Annotated in this window: 10 protein-coding genes and 2 tRNA genes; 4 read left to right on the top strand and 8 right to left on the bottom strand. The window is 64.0% G+C overall.

All coding sequences use genetic code 11. The features are described 5' to 3' along the window. Positions 1-54: 54 nt before the first annotated feature. Both purL and R2N16_RS20570 read right to left on the bottom strand, forming a co-directional pair. The gene (gene purL, locus R2N16_RS20575; RefSeq protein ID WP_316668067.1) at positions 55-4,176 is read right to left on the bottom strand and encodes a phosphoribosylformylglycinamidine synthase; all 4,122 of its coding nucleotides are present in this window, start codon (positions 4,174-4,176) and stop codon (positions 55-57) included. 148 nt (positions 4,177-4,324) lie between these two features. Next, a complete protein-coding gene (locus R2N16_RS20570; RefSeq protein WP_316668065.1) occupies positions 4,325-4,894 on the bottom strand; it encodes a winged helix DNA-binding protein in 570 nt (189 codons plus the stop codon). An 85-nt stretch (positions 4,895-4,979) separates the two neighbouring features. Here R2N16_RS20570 and R2N16_RS20565 point away from each other — a divergent pair, with 85 nt between their 5' ends. Both R2N16_RS20565 and pgi read left to right on the top strand, forming a co-directional pair. Further along, the gene (locus tag R2N16_RS20565; protein ID WP_316668063.1) at positions 4,980-6,575 is read left to right on the top strand and encodes an NAD(P)H-hydrate dehydratase; all 1,596 of its coding nucleotides are present in this window, start codon (positions 4,980-4,982) and stop codon (positions 6,573-6,575) included. A gap of 71 nt (positions 6,576-6,646) precedes the next feature. After that, positions 6,647-8,266: a glucose-6-phosphate isomerase gene (pgi, locus tag R2N16_RS20560; RefSeq protein WP_316668061.1), complete on the top strand. Its 1,620-nt coding sequence runs from the start codon at positions 6,647-6,649 to the stop codon at positions 8,264-8,266. Positions 8,267-8,275: 9 nt separating this feature from the next. On the opposite strand, the gene R2N16_RS20555 is transcribed toward pgi, so the two are convergent. Then, on the bottom strand, positions 8,276-8,986 hold the full coding sequence (locus R2N16_RS20555) for an ABC transporter ATP-binding protein (RefSeq protein WP_316668059.1): 711 nt from the start codon (positions 8,984-8,986) through the stop codon (positions 8,276-8,278). 73 nt (positions 8,987-9,059) lie between these two features. Between R2N16_RS20555 and R2N16_RS20550 the strand changes: the two genes are divergently transcribed. Then, entirely contained in the window at positions 9,060-9,668 is a 609-nt protein-coding gene (locus tag R2N16_RS20550; RefSeq protein ID WP_316668274.1) for an arylesterase, read from the top strand. A gap of 65 nt (positions 9,669-9,733) precedes the next feature. Then, complete coding sequence (gene lepB, locus R2N16_RS20545; RefSeq protein ID WP_316668057.1) at positions 9,734-10,426, top strand: signal peptidase I; 693 nt, start codon at positions 9,734-9,736, stop codon at positions 10,424-10,426. 82 nt (positions 10,427-10,508) lie between these two features. Here the strand turns inward: lepB and R2N16_RS20540 are convergent, their stop codons facing one another. The 5 genes from R2N16_RS20540 to lon form a co-directional block, all read right to left on the bottom strand. Continuing rightward, entirely contained in the window at positions 10,509-12,449 is a 1,941-nt protein-coding gene (locus R2N16_RS20540; protein WP_316668055.1) for a SurA N-terminal domain-containing protein, read from the bottom strand. Between the two features lie 158 nt (positions 12,450-12,607). Further along, a tRNA-Asp gene (locus tag R2N16_RS20535) sits at positions 12,608-12,684 on the bottom strand. A 44-nt stretch (positions 12,685-12,728) separates the two neighbouring features. Further along, positions 12,729-12,804: transfer RNA gene (locus R2N16_RS20530), tRNA-Val, on the bottom strand. A 67-nt stretch (positions 12,805-12,871) separates the two neighbouring features. Then, complete coding sequence (locus R2N16_RS20525; protein ID WP_004627009.1) at positions 12,872-13,144, bottom strand: HU family DNA-binding protein; 273 nt, start codon at positions 13,142-13,144, stop codon at positions 12,872-12,874. A 158-nt stretch (positions 13,145-13,302) separates the two neighbouring features. Beyond that, positions 13,303-15,717 (bottom strand): endopeptidase La, encoded by a 2,415-nt coding sequence (gene lon / locus R2N16_RS20520; protein ID WP_316668053.1) that lies wholly within the window; start codon positions 15,715-15,717, stop codon positions 13,303-13,305. Between the last annotated feature and the right edge of the window lie 33 nt (positions 15,718-15,750).

Below are 15,750 nucleotides of genomic sequence, written 5' to 3'. Positions count from 1 at the left end.
AAAAAAACGCGCCGAGTCGCCCCGGCGCGTTCTTGCAGTGCTGCGGCAGACAGGTCAGCCCATCCACTTCCGCGCATTACGGAACATCCGCATCCACGGGCTGCTGCCGTCGCCGGCGGCTTCCCATTCCTTCGGATGCCAGCTCATCTGCACGGCGCGGAACACGCGTTCCGGGTGCGGCATCAGTGCCGTGAAGCGGCCGTCGTGCGTCGTCACCGAAGCAATGCCCTGCGGCGAGCCGTTCGGATTCAGCGGGTACGTCTGCGTGACTTCGCCGCGGTTGTCGACGTAGCGCAGGCCGACGGCCACCTTGCCGATGTCGCCTTGCTGCGAGAAGTCGGCATAGCCTTCACCGTGCGCGACAACGATGGGGATGCGGCTGCCTTCCATGCCCGCGTAGAAGATCGACGGGGACGCTTCCACCTGCACGGTCACCAGACGGCCTTCGTACTGCTCCGACTGGTTGCGCGTGAACTTCGGCCATGCGCCCGCGCCCGGGATGATCGGCGCAAGGTTCGCCATCATCTGGCAGCCGTTGCACACACCCAGCGCAATCGAATCGGTGCGGTTGAAGAACGCTGCAAACTGCTCGGCGAGCATGCTGTTGAAGAGGATCGTCTTCGCCCAGCCCTCACCCGCGCCCAGCACGTCGCCGTAGCTGAACCCGCCGCAGGCGACAAAGCCCTTGAAGCTGGCGAGGTTCGTGCGGCCGGCCAGCAGGTCGCTCATGTGGACGTCGTAGGTGTCGAAGCCGGCCTTGTCCATCGCGTAGGCCATTTCGATCTGCGAGTTCACGCCTTGCTCGCGCAGGATCGCCATGCGCGGTCGGGCTCCCGTGGCGATGAACGGGGCGGCCACGTCTTGCGCAATGTCGAACGTGAGCTTGGGCGAGATGCCCGGGTCTTCGGCGTCGAGGATGCGGTCGTACTCGCTCTGCGTGCACTCGGGGTTGTCGCGCAGGCTGGCGATGCGCCAGGAGACGTCCGTCCAGGTGCGTTGCAATTCGATGCGCGACGCGCTGAACACCTTCTTGGCGTCGCGCCAGATTTCGATATGGTCGTTGGCGTTGGGCGCGCCGATCACGTGGCTGCAGCCAGCCAGGCCGTGCTCGCGCAGCACTGCGAACACAGCGTCGCGCTGCGCCAGCGGCACTTGAATGACGGCGCCGAGTTCTTCGGCAAACAGCGCGCGCAGCGTCAGGTCGGCACGGCGGCCGGAGACTTGCTGCGCCCAGTTCTTGGCGTCGCCGTAGTCGGATTCATGCGCGCCGTCGAGCGTGAGCATGTCGACATTGATCGACACACCGCAGTGTCCGGCAAAGGCCATTTCGCAGACGGTCGCCCACAGACCGCCGTCCGAGCGGTCGTGATACGCCAGCAGCGAACCGCTCGCGTTCAGTTGCTGGATGGCGGCGAAGAAGCGCTTGAGGTCTTCGGCGTCGTCCACGTCGGGCACGCTGTTGCCGATCTGCTCCGTGACCTGCGCCAGGATGCTGCCGCCCATGCGGTTCTTGCCGCGGCCCAGGTCGATCAGGATCAGCGTGGTGTCGGCCGGTGCATTGACCGATTCGACCTGCTTGAGCTGCGGCGTGAGGGTCTTGCGCACGTCCGTCACCGGCGCGAACGCCGAGACGATGAGCGACACCGGCGCGACGACTTCCTTCGCGCGAGTTTTCCCACCCTCCTCGTCTTCCCACTTGGTCCGCATCGACAGCGAATCCTTGCCCACCGGAATGCTGATGCCCAGTGCGGGGCACAGTTCCATGCCGACGGCCTTGACGGTGTCGTACAGGCGGGCGTCCTCGCCATTCACGCCGCACGCGGCCATCCAATTGGCCGACAGCTTGAGTTGCGTGAGCGAGTCGATCGGCGCGGCGGCGATGTTCGTGATGGACTCGCCGATGGCCATGCGGCCCGATGCGGGCGCGTTGATGACGGCCAGCGGGGTGCGCTCGCCCATCGTCATGGCCTCGCCGGCGTAGCCCTTGAAGTCGAGCGTGGTGACGGCCACGTCGGCCACGGGCACCTGCCAGGGGCCGACCATCTGGTCGCGCGTGTTCAGGCCGCCAACGGTGCGATCGCCAATGGTGATCAGGAACGACTTGCTGGCAACGGTCGGGTGGCGCAGCACGTCGCGTGCGACGACTTCCAGGTCCAGGCCGGTGACATCGACTTCCGGCAGTTCCTGCGCGATGCGGCGCACGTCGCGGTGCATGCGCGGCGGCTTGCCGAGCAGCACGTCCATCGGCATGTTGACCGGGAAGTGCTCGGGGACGTCGGCCGCGGTGTCGCTGTCGACCACTTGCAGTTGCTGTTCATCGGTGGCGAAACCGACTACCGAGAACGGCGCGCGCTCGCGCTCGCACATGGCCTGGAAGCGCGGGAAATCGCCCGGGGCAATCGCCAGCGTGTAGCGCTCTTGCGATTCGTTGCACCAGATTTCCGCCGGGGAGAGCCCCGACTCTTCCAGATGCACCTGGCGCAGGTCGAAGCGCGCGCCCTTCTCGGCGCCGTCCACGATTTCCGGGAAGGCGTTGGAGATGCCGCCCGCGCCCACGTCGTGGATCGACAGGATCGGGTTGTCTTCGCCGAGCGCCCAGCACGCGTTGATGACTTCCTGCGCGCGGCGCTGCATTTCGGGGTTGCCGCGCTGGACGGAGTCGAAGTCCAGGTCAGCGGTATTGGTGCCGGTGGCCATCGAGCTGGCAGCGCCGCCGCCCATGCCGATGCGCATGCCGGGGCCGCCCAGCTGGATCAGCAGCGTACCGGCAGGCAGGCCGTGTTTGTGCGTGTGGCCGGCGTCGATATTGCCGATGCCGCCGGCGATCATGATCGGCTTGTGATAGCCGCGCACGGTGCCGCCCACGTTCTGCTCGTAGACGCGGAAGTAGCCGCCCAGATTGGGCCGGCCAAATTCGTTGTTGAACGCAGCGCCGCCGATCGGGCCTTCGATCATGATCTGCAGCGGCGAGGCGATGCGATCCGGCTTGCCGACGGGGCCCGGTGCGGCTTCATTCGGGTTGCGGTGTGCCACGGGCTGGGCCGTGTCGCGCGCGTTCTCCCACGATTGCACGGCTTCCGGCAGCAACAGGTTCGACACGGTGAAGCCGGTCAGGCCCGCCTTGGGCTTGGCGCCGCGCCCGGTTGCGCCTTCGTCGCGAATTTCACCACCCGCGCCCGTTGACGCACCCGGGAACGGCGAGATGGCCGTCGGGTGGTTGTGCGTCTCGACCTTCATCAGCGTGTGCGTGAGCGCTTCGCGGCGACCGTATTGCGGCGCGCCCGTCTCGCCTTCCGTGCCCGCATGCGGGAACCAGCGCTCGGCCATGCCACCTTCCATTACGGCGGCGTTGTCCGAATACGCGACGATCGTGCCCTGCGGCGCGAGTTGGTGCGTATTGCGGATCATCGCGAAGAGCGACTTGTCCTGCGTCTGGCCGTCGATGGTCCAGTCGGCGTTGAAGATCTTGTGACGGCAGTGCTCGCTGTTGGCCTGCGCGAACATCATCAACTCGACGTCGGTCGGGTTGCGTTGGAGCTTGCGGTAGGCGTCGACCAGGTAGTCGATTTCATCGTCGGACAGGGCCAGGCCCATCTCGACGTTGGCCGCTTGCAGTGCGCGCTGGCCGGCGGCGACGTCTCCGCTGCCCAGATCAACGAAACGCAGCGCCTTGGCGGGCAGCACGTCGAACAGGCCGTAACCGGCTTCGCGCGAGTCGATCACGGTTTCCGTCATGCGGTCGTGCAGATGTTCGGCCACGGCGGCGCGGGTGGCGTCGTCCAGGTGCTTGGCAGCACCGGTCAGGCTGCGGATGAGGCCCTTCTTGCACGTGACGGTGAACTCCACGCCGCGCTCGATGCGGTGGATTTGCGGCAGCGCGCAGTGGCGGGCGATTTCGGTCGCCTTGCTGGCCCACGGCGAGATCGTGCCGAAGCGCGGGATGACCACAAAGCGGTCGCCCTCGACATCGGCCGGGGCGGGCGAACCGTAGGTCAGCAGCGCTTGCACACGGGCAGACTCATCGGCCGACAGCGGCGTGTCGGCGGCCACGAAATGCAGGTATTGGGCACTGACGGCATCGATGTCCGGATCGATACGCTTGAGGGTGGAAAGCAGGCGTTGCTGGCGGAAGGCGGACAGCGCGAGAGCGCCGGGAAAGCACGAGAAATGCGCCATGGTGGGCAAGGCAGGCAGTAGCTGGAAGGAGGGGTTTCCCGGCGTGCGCGGGAAAACCGCTATTGTACCTTGCCCGGCCCGTCTTACCGACCCTCAAATCGGCCGGAAATACGCCCGCCTCGGCCGGAACTGACCGAAAACGCCCGTTTTACAGCGACGTGGCGGACCGTGCCGCCTGCTCGTACAGGCCCGTCAGCACGCGCAGCAGGCGCGCCAGCTCGCCAATCTCGGCATTTTCCTCGCCGCCGGGCGAAATATTGCTGGTCAGGCACTGTTCGCGGATCTCGCGGTAGCGGGCGCAGGCCTTTTCGCCGGCCGCGGTGGTGGTGTAAGTGACTTCCTTGCCGTTGCGCGTGCCTTCCACCAGATCCATCCCCTGCAGCTTCTTGAGGGAATACGTAACGAGGTGGGTGTCTTCCACGTTCAGCACGAAGCAGATGTCGGCCAGGCGCTTGGCGCGGCCGCGGTGGTTGACGTGGTGTACTACCAGCACATCGAGGAAGGTCAGGTCGCGCACGCCCGCGGCGGCCATGCAGCGCACGCACCAGCGGTTGTAGGCGTTGTAGGCGGTGTTGAGCGCGAACTCGAACTCCGACAGCTCCGGGCTGCGTGCCGACACCAGGTGTGACGAAGACACGATCGGGCCGCCCTTCCCTGCGTCCTCATTGGCTGCGGATTGCGGCAGATCAGCTTTCGGGGTGGTCGGCGATTTGGACATTGCAACGGGCTGGGAAAGGACCGGAAACGCGGGCTATTGTAAGAGAATAGATCGTCATGTCTGCACTGTTGAAAGCGTAGTTGCCATGTCCTCACACCCTACCTGGCGCGAAATCCTGATCGACGGCGCCCTGGCCGCGCACCACGGCGCCGACTTGCTCTTCGGCACGGCCGGCATCCGCGCGCTGGAAGCGGCTGCGTACCGATCCCTCGAACCCTTCACCCTGATGGCGCGGGCCGGCGAAGGCGCCGCCGATTGGCTACAGACGCGCGCGCCACATGGGCACGTGCTGGTCGTTGCCGGCCCAGGCAACAACGGTGGTGATGCACTGGTTGCGGCGACGGTGCTGCATCTGGCCGGCCGCGCCGTCACCGTGTGGCTTGCGGCAGACCCTGCCAAGCTACCCGACGACGCGCGCCGCGCCTGGACAGAGGCTTGTGCGGCCAATGTCCCCATCGAACATCTGCACGCTGCAGCTTCGGTGCCGGCTGCCACCGCCGCCATCGTGGACGGGCTGTTTGGCGTCGGGCTCGCCCGGCCGCTGACAGGGTTGTATGCGGCGCTGGTCGAGACCCTCAACGCCAGCAGCTTGCCGGTGTATGCGCTGGACATTCCCTCGGGGCTGAACGGCGATACGGGCCAGCCTCCCGGCCCAACTTCGCCCATCATCCAGGCGCGCGCCACCATCACGTTCCTCGCCGTCAAACCGGGCTTGCTGACGGGCGAAGGCCGCGATGCCGCCGGGGACATTGCGCTGGCCGACCTGCAAGCCGCGCAGGCCGCTTATGACGGGGTGATTGAAGCCGACGCATTCGTGAACACGCCGTCACGCTGGCTCGCGCACGTGCCCCGCCGGCGGCATAACGGCCACAAGGGCACGTACGGCAGTACGGCAATCGTGGGCGGTGCGGCCGGCATGGTCGGCGCGCCGCTGCTGTCGGCGCGCGGAGCGCTCCATCTGGGCGCGGGCAAGGTGCACGTTGTCTCGCTTGCCACCGATGCACCCCGTGTCGACCCCGCGCAACCGGAATTGATGCTGCACACCTGGGGCACCCTCGATCTGGGCGACATGCAGGCGCTGGCCGTGGGTCCCGGCATGGGTAGCGGCAAGGAATCGGAAGTCGCGCTCGAGCATCTGCTGGACCGCATGCTGTCGGCGCGCACGCCCGCCGTGTTTGACGCCGATGCACTCAACCTCTTTGCGAAAACGCCCGCCTTGCTGGCGCGCCTCACGCAACTGGCGGGAAGCGGCGTGCCGCTGGTGCTGACGCCGCATCCGCTGGAAGCCGCGCGCCTGTTGCATACCGATGCACGCACCGTGCAGCACGATCGATTGGCCGCCGCCAAGGCGCTTGTCAATCGCACGGGTACGGTGGTCGTGCTCAAGGGCTCGGGCACGGTCATCGCGGCGCCTGGCATCGCGCCGGCCATCAACCCAACCGGCAACGGGGGGCTCGCAACCGGCGGCACGGGCGACGTGCTGACCGGCATGATCGGCGCCCTGCTTGCGCAGGGCATGGGTGCGCGCGAAGCCGCACACGCGGCGGTATGGCTGCATGGCCGTGCAGCCGACGATCTTGTCCTGGCGGGCATCGGCCCCATCGGCCTGCACGCAAGCGAGCTTTGCGCGCCGGCACGGCGCGCACTCAACGCCCTGCTGGCGTCGGACGTTCGCCGATAGAAAGGCGTCATACAGCGCCGTTATACTGCGCATTCGTTTTCCTGCATCAACCTCACGTCACATCACGCCGTATGCCCACAGCCCTACCCGCCTGGCAGTCCCTGACGCAACATGCAGAATCGATCCGCGCGACCCATATGCGCGACTGGTTTGCCGCGCCGGACGCCGAGGAACGGGTACGCGCCTTCACGCTGGAAGCCGCGGGCCTGACGGTCGACTACTCAAAAAACCGCATCACCCCCGACACGCTCAACCTGCTGCTGCAACTCGCCGACGAAGCCGGCGTGCTGACGCTGCGCGACGCCATGCTGCGCGGCGACCGCATCAACAACACCGAGCACCGCTCCGTCCTGCACTTGGCCCTGCGCGGACAAGCTGAAGACGATTATCGTGCCGACGGCGAGCCCGTCATGCCCGAAGTGCTACGCGTGCGCGCCCAGATGCACGACTTCGCCAACCGCGTGCATAGCGGCGCATGGACAGGCCACACCGGGCGGCGCATTACGGACGTGGTGAACATCGGCATCGGCGGGTCGGACCTCGGCCCGCGCATGGTGTGCCGTGCGCTGGACCATCTGGCCGTACCACAGGTACGCGTGCATTTCGTCTCCAACGTCGACGGCACGGACTTGGCCGAAACGCTCGACCACCTGAACCCGGACACCACGCTCGCCATCGTCTGCTCCAAGACGTTCACCACGCTGGAAACGATGGCTAACGCACACAGCATGCGGAGCTGGTTTGTCGACCACGGCGTGACAGAAGACCAGCTCAAGCACCACTTCGTCGCCGTCTCCACCAACCGCGAGGCTGTCGTCCAGTTCGGCATCGACCCGGACAACATGTTCACGTTCTGGGATTGGGTCGGCGGGCGTTTCTCGCTGTGGTCGGCAGTGGGCCTGTCGATCGTCCTTGCCATCGGGCCGCAGCAGTTTGAAGCGATGCTCGACGGTGCGCGCGCAATGGACCGCCACTTCGCCACGGCAGCGCCGCGCGAAAACCTGCCGCTCATTCTTGGGATGCTGTCGGTCTGGTATCGCAGCTTCTTCGGCGCGGCGAGCGCCTGTACCGTGCCCTACTGTGCACCGCTGGAGTTGCTGACCGACTTCATGCAACAACTGGAGATGGAGAGCAACGGCAAATCTGTCCAGCGCACCGGGGCGGCCATCGATACCGACACCGGCCCCATCGTCTGGGGCACAGCAGGCACCAATGGACAGCATGCGTATTTCCAGTTGATCCACCAAGGCTCGCAGATCGTGCCGGTGGATTTCATCACCACGCTGGAGCCCGTGCGCAGCCTGCCCGGCCATCACGCCAAGCTGCTCGCCAATTGCTTCGCGCAGGGCGAGGCGCTGCTGCTTGGCCGCACCGCCGATGAAGTGCGCGCGGGCGGCGTCACCGACGAAGCACTGGTGCCGCACATGGTGTTCGAGGGCAATCGCCCGAGCACGACCATCCTGATGGAACGGCTCGACGCTGCGTCATTCGGCGCGCTCATTGCCTGCGCCGAGCACCGTACCTTTGTGCAAGGCGCAGTGTGGAACATCAACTCGTTCGATCAATGGGGCGTGGAGCTTGGCAAGAAACTCGCCAAGCCCATCCAGGCAGAGCTGGAAGGTGCCCCCGCCTCTGTGGCGCATGATGCATCGACGGCAGCGTTGATCCGCCGCGCCAAAGCCGCACTCTGACGCAAACGTTCAGAGTTCGGTGACGATCTCGTCGCCGATCAGATGCCCCACTTCGATGGTGAGAATACGGCTGCAACGCGCCGCGACGGAGCGGTCGTGCGTCACCAGTACCAGCGTGGAACCGGCGCTGCGGTTGAGTTCAAACATCAGCGCGATAACGGCCTCGCCCGTGGCGGTGTCGAGACTGCCGGTCGGCTCATCGGCAAAGAGAATGTCGGGCTCCGTCACAAACGCGCGTGCCAAGGCCACGCGCTGCTGCTCGCCACCCGACAGCGTCTTTGGATAATGCGACAGCCGTGCGCCCAGGCCAACGCGCTCCAGCAGAACCGTGGCGCGACGGCGCATCTCGGCGGAACTCACATCGCCCTGCAATTCGAGCGGCAACATCACGTTCTCGAGCGCTGTCAAATGCGGCAACAACTGGAACGATTGGAAGACAAAGCCAACGTGGCTGCCGCGCACGGCCGCACGGCCATCTTCATCCAATTTGAACAGGTCATGACCCAGCAGCTTGACCGAACCCGATGTCGGCAAGTCCAGGCCTGCGAGCAAACCAAGCAGCGTCGATTTGCCCGAGCCCGAAGCGCCAACGATGGCCAGCGTCTCGCCCGTTTCCACACGGAAAGCAACATCGCTCAGAATAGGCAACTCACCGGTGGCATCGCGCACAGTCTTGTGCAGCGAATCGACTTCAATCACCCAGGTAGCGGAAGACGACATGATTGGACTGGTAGGTAGTAGAAGACGCAGCGTGAAGTTACTCGTAGCAGCGCTTGGCTGCGCGGTGTTCGGCATGCTGCCGCTCGCACAGACGGCGGCAGCACAAAGCGCGCCGGCATCGCATCGCGTGGTGGTGCTGGGTGACAGTCTGTCGGCGGGATACGGCCTTGCGCAAGGCACAGGCTGGGTCGCCTTGCTCGACAAGCGCCTCAAAGAACGGAAGCCCGATTATAGCGTCGCCAATGCCAGCATCAGCGGCGACACCACTGCCGGCGGCCGCTCGCGCCTGCCCGCCGTGCTGGCACGCGAAAAACCCGCAGTCGTGATTCTCGAACTTGGCGGCAACGATGCACTGCGCGGCCTCTCGCTGGCCTCCAGCGAGGCCAACATGAAGGCGATGATCGAAGCCTCGCAAGCGGCGGGCGCGAAGGTGCTGCTGGTGGGCATGCGCATCCCGCCCAACTACGGCCCCGATTACAGCGAACGCTTCTTCGCCATGTTCGGCAAGCTGGCGCAACAGTACAAATTGCCACTGGTGCCATTTCTGCTCGAAGGCGTTGCGCAACGGCCAGACTGGTTCCAGGAAGATCGCATCCACCCCATTGCCGCAGCGCAGCCGACGATGCTGGATAACGTATGGCCCAAACTGGAACCTCTTCTCAAGGCGCGGGTCGGAAGATGACGATTCCGCCGCGCCGCGGATTCCTGACTCGGGCACGGCGGCTACATCTCACACGGGCGAACACCATGAAGCTTCTGGCAAACGGGCTGCGTGCAGCACGCGACAACAAGCGGTTCCTGGTCGGCATGTCGTTGCTCTTTGCCTTCCGCGCCTGCATTGCAGACTGGGCGATCGTGCCCAGCGGTTCAATGAACCCCACCCTCATCGAGGGCGACTACATTCTGATGAACCGGTTGGCTTACGGTATGCGTGTACCGGCCACCACCATCTGGCTCAAGCGCGGCAGCGAGCCCCGACGGGGTGATGTCGTTGTCTTCGCCTCGCCCGAAGACGGCACGAAGCTGGTCAAGCGATTGATCGGTCTGCCTGGCGATGTGGTTGAAATGCGCGGCGAAGCGCTCTACATCAATCACCGGCGCATCACCTATACCGCGTTGCCAGACGTGGCACCCGGCACGCTGCCCCAAGCGACAGCAACGCTGCCGCACGAACTCTGGTCCGAGGCGTTGCCCGGCCGCGAGCACACCGTGATGGTCTTGCCGGAAGTCCGTGCATTGCGCAGCTTCGGCCCCATCTCGGTCCCGCAAGACCACTACCTTATGCTGGGCGACAACCGCGACAACAGCCGAGACTCGCGTTATTTCGGCCTCGTACCGCGCAAGAACCTGATCGCCCGCGCTTCACACGTTGCACTATCGTTCGACCCAGACCACTGGTACATGCCGCGCCTCGCGCGCATCGGCAAGCCGTTAGACTAGCCCCCCCAAAGAAATACGCAAATAAAAAGCCCCCTCGTTTCGGAGGGGGCTTTTTTCGTCAGGCTAACTGCAACGCGCAGTATCAATCCTCTGCCGTGTTGGCAGGTTTGCTGGTGTCAACCACGTTGCTGTTGATCTTCACCTTCGAACGCGCCTTCAGTGCTTCGTAGTAGGCATTGAACTCGGTCTGACCAGCGGCCTGCGCCAGTTGCTGTGCATCGGCAGCACGGCGCGCCTCATCCACATTGGCCGGCGGCAGCACCTTGTTGATGCGATACAGCGCGTAGCCCTGAGCGCCCAGGTCGACGCCGATGGTGGCCGGCAGCTTGGTCGCATCAGCGCGCAGGATGGCCGTCAGTGCAACCGGCGGCGTGCCTTGCGCTTGCTGGCGTGAGATCGTCTGCGCGGCACTGAAGCCATCAGCACTGTTGCTCTGCTTCACGGCGGCCAGCTTCTCTTCGCCCGCCTTCTTGGCCAGCGCGGCAGCTTGCTCGGCGATCACCTTGGCCTTGACCTGCTCACGCACGTCGGCCAGCTTCTTGACCGTGGCCGGGCGATACTCCGCCACACGCGCTGCCACCAGCGTGGTCGGGCCCACCTGGATGGCGGCCGTATTGCGGTGATTTTTGATCACGTCGTCGGCAAACAGGGCCTTGACCACCTTGTCGTTACCGATGGGGCTGCCGGACTGCGCCGGGCTCGGCGTGCGGGTCACGTTGTCGGCCGTCTGAATCTGCAGCTTGAGCTTGTCAGCCACCGGCTTCAGACTGTCGGACTGGTCTTCCACCGTGTTGGAGAACGCGTCAGCCAGCTCCGAATACTTCTTGTTGGCGAGTTGCGTACGCAGTTCGCGCTCAAGCTCCGGCTTGACGGCTTCCAACGGCTGCACGCCGCCGCCCTTCACTTCTTCCAGCTTGATGATGTGGAAACCGAAATCGCTTTGGACCACGTCGCTGATGTCACCCGGCTGCTTGAGGGCAAACAGCGCGTTCTCGAACGGCGGCACGGTCGCGCCCTTGCCGAGGAAACCCAGCTCACCGCCCTGCGCAGCCGAACCCGGATCGCCCGAGTACTTCTTGGCCAGCTCGGCAAAGCTCGCGGGGCTCTTGCGCACTTCGGCAAGCACTTCTTCGGCCTTCTTCTTGGCGGCCTCCTTGTCGGCCGGCTTGGCGTTGTCCGGCAGCTTGATCAGGATGTGCGCGGCGCGGCGTTCTTCCTGCGTCTTGAAGCGCGCAGCGTTCTGGTCGTAGTACTCCTTGATCTGCTCAGGCGTGACCGGAATCTGCTTCATCATGTCTTCGCCCGAGAACACGACGTACTCGGCCTTGACTTGCTCCGGCACAGAGAACTCCGCCTGGTGCGCGTCGTAATACGCTTGAATCGCCTTGTCGTCTGCATTGACCTTTGCAGCGTAGTCGGCCGGCTTGAACAGCAGCGCCTGCACTTCGCGTTGCTGATCGCGTGCCTGGATCAGGCGGTCGACCAGCGACTTCGGCACGAACGCCGACGACACGATCGATTGCGGAATCTGTTGCTGCGAAAGTTCGAAGCGCAGATTGCCCTCCAATTGCTCGGGCGTCATGTTCTGCGCAGACAGCAGTCGTACGTAGGCTTCCTGATCGAAGGAACCATCCGGCTTGCGCAGCGCTGCCACGGCCGGAATCTGCAGGATCGTGTCGCGAATCTTCTCGTTCGAGATCGTCAGGTTCGCGCGCACGACTTCATTGGCCAGCACGCGTTGCTGGATGATGCCGTCGAGCACGTCGCGGCGCATCTGCGGACCTTCGAACTGGCGCGGATCATATTGCGCACCCAGCATCTGGCGCAGACGCTCCGTCTGCTCGCGCACGCGCGCGTCGACTTCGTTGGTGGAGATGACCTTGCCGTCTACCTTGGCGGCGTCATGCGAGCTGTCCATGAAGCTCGAATAGCTCTGCACACCGAAGAACACAAACGACGGGAACACCAGAATCAGCAGCACCAGAAACATCAAGCGCCGATGCGTACGTACGAAATCAAGCATGCTGGACCGGAGGTGAATGGAAGATGGAAAATCCGACGATTCTATCAGGTGCCGCCGACATTCCGGACAATCACGGCACAGCGCGCAAGCAGGACCTGCAACGCATTCGCCGCTGAAAAGACAAAGGCCCGAACGCATCGGGCCTTTGTACAGGAATCTGGCGGAGCGGACGGGACTCGAACCCGCGACCCCCGGCGTGACAGGCCGGTATTCTAACCGACTGAACTACCGCTCCAGATTGGGTCGGACCACCCGACGCGTGAGCGGCAATACGAACGATGGTGGGTGCTGAGAGGCTCGAACTCCCGACCCGCGCCTTGTAAGGGCGCTGCTCTACCAACTGAGCTAAGCACCCGTTCGTACTGCCGGCGTGAGCCGGACTGTCCGGCGCCCGTGTTGTCACCCACGAGCACCAAAGCCCGCTAGTTTAGCGCATCTTTTAGCGCTTTGCCAGGTTTGAATTTCGCAACTTTACCGCCTTCGATCGTGATGGCCGCCCCCGTGCGCGGGTTGCGCCCATTCCGCGAAGATCGCTTGCCGACCAGGAACGTGCCGAAGCCGACCAGCGTGACTGACCCGCCCTCGCACAACGCATCTTTGATACCGTCGATCAGCGCGTCGATGGCGCGCCCCGCGGCGGCTTTTGACATGTCAGTTTGCGTCGCCACATGGTCGATGAGATCTGTTTTGTTCATCGCGCCACCTCCCCGAACACCCGCTTAGTGTGGATTCATTAAAGTGGCCGTCAATCGACGTGTCAAGGCGAAGAACTGCGTGCCGCAAGTCGCAGCCTGCGCAAAGAAAAAGGGCCCGAACATGTCGGGCCCTTCTTCAACCTTGGCAGGCTACGGTGTCAGTGATGCACCATTTCCTGCGACTTGCCGTCGTCGCCCTTGGCGGGTGCCGGCTTGGCTTCTTCTTCCGGCAGCGGCTCCGGCTTGCGTACCAGCGCGAGTTCCAACACCTTGTCGATCCAGCGTACCGGCTGAATCTCGATGCTGTTCTTCACGTTGTCCGGAATGTCCGCCAAGTCTTTGACATTCTCTTCCGGAATCAGCGCCAGCTTGATGCCACCGCGGTGTGCCGCCAACAGCTTTTCCTTCAAGCCACCGATCGGCAGCACTTCGCCGCGCAGGGTGATTTCGCCAGTCATCGCCACGTCAGCGCGCACCGGAATACCGGTCAGCACCGACACCAGCGCCGTCGTCATCGCAATACCCGCCGACGGACCGTCCTTGGGCGTCGCGCCTTCGGGCACGTGGATGTGGATGTCGCGCTTCTCGAACATCTCATCCTTGATACCCAGGCGAGCCGAACGCGAACGCACCACCGAGCGCGCAGCCTCAACCGACTCCTTCATCACGTCGCCCAACGAACCCGTGCGGGTGATGTTGCCCTTGCCCGGCATCACCGCAGCTTCGATGGTCAGCAGATCGCCGCCCACTTCGGTCCATGCCAAACCGGTCACCTGGCCCACCTGGTCTTCCTTGCCGGCCAGACCAAAGTCGAATCGACGCACGCCGAGGAATTTGTCCAGATTGTCCGAATCGACCTTCACGGACGTACCGCCTTCCTTCTTCAGCAGCAGCTGCTTGACGACCTTGCGGCAGATCTTCGAGACCTCGCGTTCCAGCGAACGCACACCAGCTTCCCGCGTGTAGTAGCGGATGATGTCGCGCAGCGCGGCTTCGGTCACCTCGATCTCGCCTTCCTTCAGACCATTGTTCTTGATCTGCTTGGGCAGCAAGTAGCGGCGGGCAATATTGACCTTTTCGTCTTCCGTGTAGCCCGACAGGCGAATCACTTCCATCCGGTCGAGCAGCGGTGCCGGAATGTTCAGCGAGTTCGACGTCGCCACGAACATCACGTCCGACAGGTCGAAGTCCACCTCGATGTAGTGGTCCTGGAACGTGTGGTTCTGTTCCGGGTCCAGCACTTCGAGCAGGGCCGACGACGGATCGCCGCGGAAATCCGCGCCCATCTTGTCGATCTCGTCGAGCAGGAACAGCGGATTGCGCACGCCCACCTTCGTCAGGCTCTGCAGGATCTTGCCCGGCATCGACCCGATGTACGTACGGCGATGACCGCGAATCTCGGCCTCGTCACGCACGCCGCCCAGCGCCATGCGCACGAACTTGCGGTTCGTGGCACGCGCCACGGACTGCCCGAGCGAGGTCTTACCAACACCCGGCGGCCCAACGAGGCACAGAATCGGCGCCTTCAGCTTGTCGACGCGCTGCTGCACCGCGAGGTATTCAAGGATGCGTTCCTTGACCTTTTCCAGACCATAGTGATCCTGGTCGAGCACCTGCTCCGCATTCGACAGGTCGTTGTTGACCTTGCTCTTCTTGCGCCACGGCAGACCCACCAACGTGTCGATGTAGTTGCGCACGACCGTTGCCTCGGCCGACATCGGCGACATCAGCTTGAGCTTCTTGAACTCGGACTCGGCCTTCTTCTTGGCCTCCTTCGGCATGCGGGCGGCCTTGATCTTCTTGTCCAGCTCCTCGAGATCGGCGCCCTCTTCGCCTTCGCCCAGTTCCTTCTGGATGGCCTTGACCTGCTCGTTCAGGTAGTACTCGCGCTGGCTCTTCTCCATCTGGCGCTTGACGCGGCCGCGGATGCGCTTTTCCACCTGCAGGATGTCGATCTCACCTTCAAGTTGCGACAGCAGGCTCTCCAGACGTTCGGTCACGTTGAACATCTCGAGAATCTTCTGCTTCTGCTCGAGCTTGATCGGCAGATGCGCGGCGATGGTGTCGGCCAGACGACCCGGCTCATCGATGCCCGACAGCGAAGTCAGGATCTCCGGCGGGATCTTCTTGTTCAGCTTCACGTACTGATCGAACTGCGACACGATGGCGCGACGCAGCGCCTCGGTCTCCGCCGATTCAGTGGGTTCCGGGCCGACGGGCACGGCTTCGCAGAAAAAGTGCGATTCGTCGTCGGTGACGGACAGAATGTTGGCGCGCTGCGTGCCCTCGACCAGCACCTTCACGGTGCCGTCCGGCAGCTTCAGCATCTGCAAAATATTGGCGATACAGCCGACCTCGTAGAGATCCTTGTCGGTCGGCTCGTCCTTGGCGGCAGTCTTTTGCGCCACGAGCATGATGCTCTTGCCCGCCTCCATCGCAGCTTCCAGCGCCTTGATGGATTTGGGGCGCCCCACGAACAGCGGAATCACCATGTGCGGAAACACCACCACGTCACGCAGCGGCAACAGCGGCAGGCGAATCTGCTCAGCGGGTAAAAGTTGGGTTCCGGACATTATTTTCCCCAGAAAGTCATGTAAGGGCTAAAT

Source organism: Ralstonia psammae (genome assembly GCF_958405935.1).
In the GTDB taxonomy this organism is placed as follows: domain Bacteria; phylum Pseudomonadota; class Gammaproteobacteria; order Burkholderiales; family Burkholderiaceae; genus Ralstonia; species Ralstonia psammae.
This window is presented reverse-complemented; position numbering and strand designations above follow the sequence as displayed.

Bases quoted from the DNA above. Each gene is read 5' to 3' on its own strand.
- R2N16_RS20570 (WP_316668065.1), bottom strand. From the start codon at position 4,894: ATGTCCAAATCGCCGACCACCCCGAAAGCTGATCTGCCGCAATCCGCA.
- pgi (WP_316668061.1), top strand. From the start codon at position 6,647: ATGCCCACAGCCCTACCCGCCTGGCAGTCCCTGACGCAACATGCAGAA.
- R2N16_RS20550 (WP_316668274.1), top strand. From the start codon at position 9,060: ATGCTGCCGCTCGCACAGACGGCGGCAGCACAAAGCGCGCCGGCATCG.
- R2N16_RS20525 (WP_004627009.1), bottom strand. From the start codon at position 13,144: ATGAACAAAACAGATCTCATCGACCATGTGGCGACGCAAACTGACATG.
- R2N16_RS20555 (WP_316668059.1), bottom strand. From the start codon at position 8,986: ATGTCGTCTTCCGCTACCTGGGTGATTGAAGTCGATTCGCTGCACAAG.
- lon (WP_316668053.1), bottom strand. From the start codon at position 15,717: ATGTCCGGAACCCAACTTTTACCCGCTGAGCAGATTCGCCTGCCGCTG.
- R2N16_RS20540 (WP_316668055.1), bottom strand. From the start codon at position 12,449: ATGCTTGATTTCGTACGTACGCATCGGCGCTTGATGTTTCTGGTGCTG.
- lepB (WP_316668057.1), top strand. From the start codon at position 9,734: ATGAAGCTTCTGGCAAACGGGCTGCGTGCAGCACGCGACAACAAGCGG.
- purL (WP_316668067.1), bottom strand. From the start codon at position 4,176: ATGGCGCATTTCTCGTGCTTTCCCGGCGCTCTCGCGCTGTCCGCCTTC.
- R2N16_RS20565 (WP_316668063.1), top strand. From the start codon at position 4,980: ATGTCCTCACACCCTACCTGGCGCGAAATCCTGATCGACGGCGCCCTG.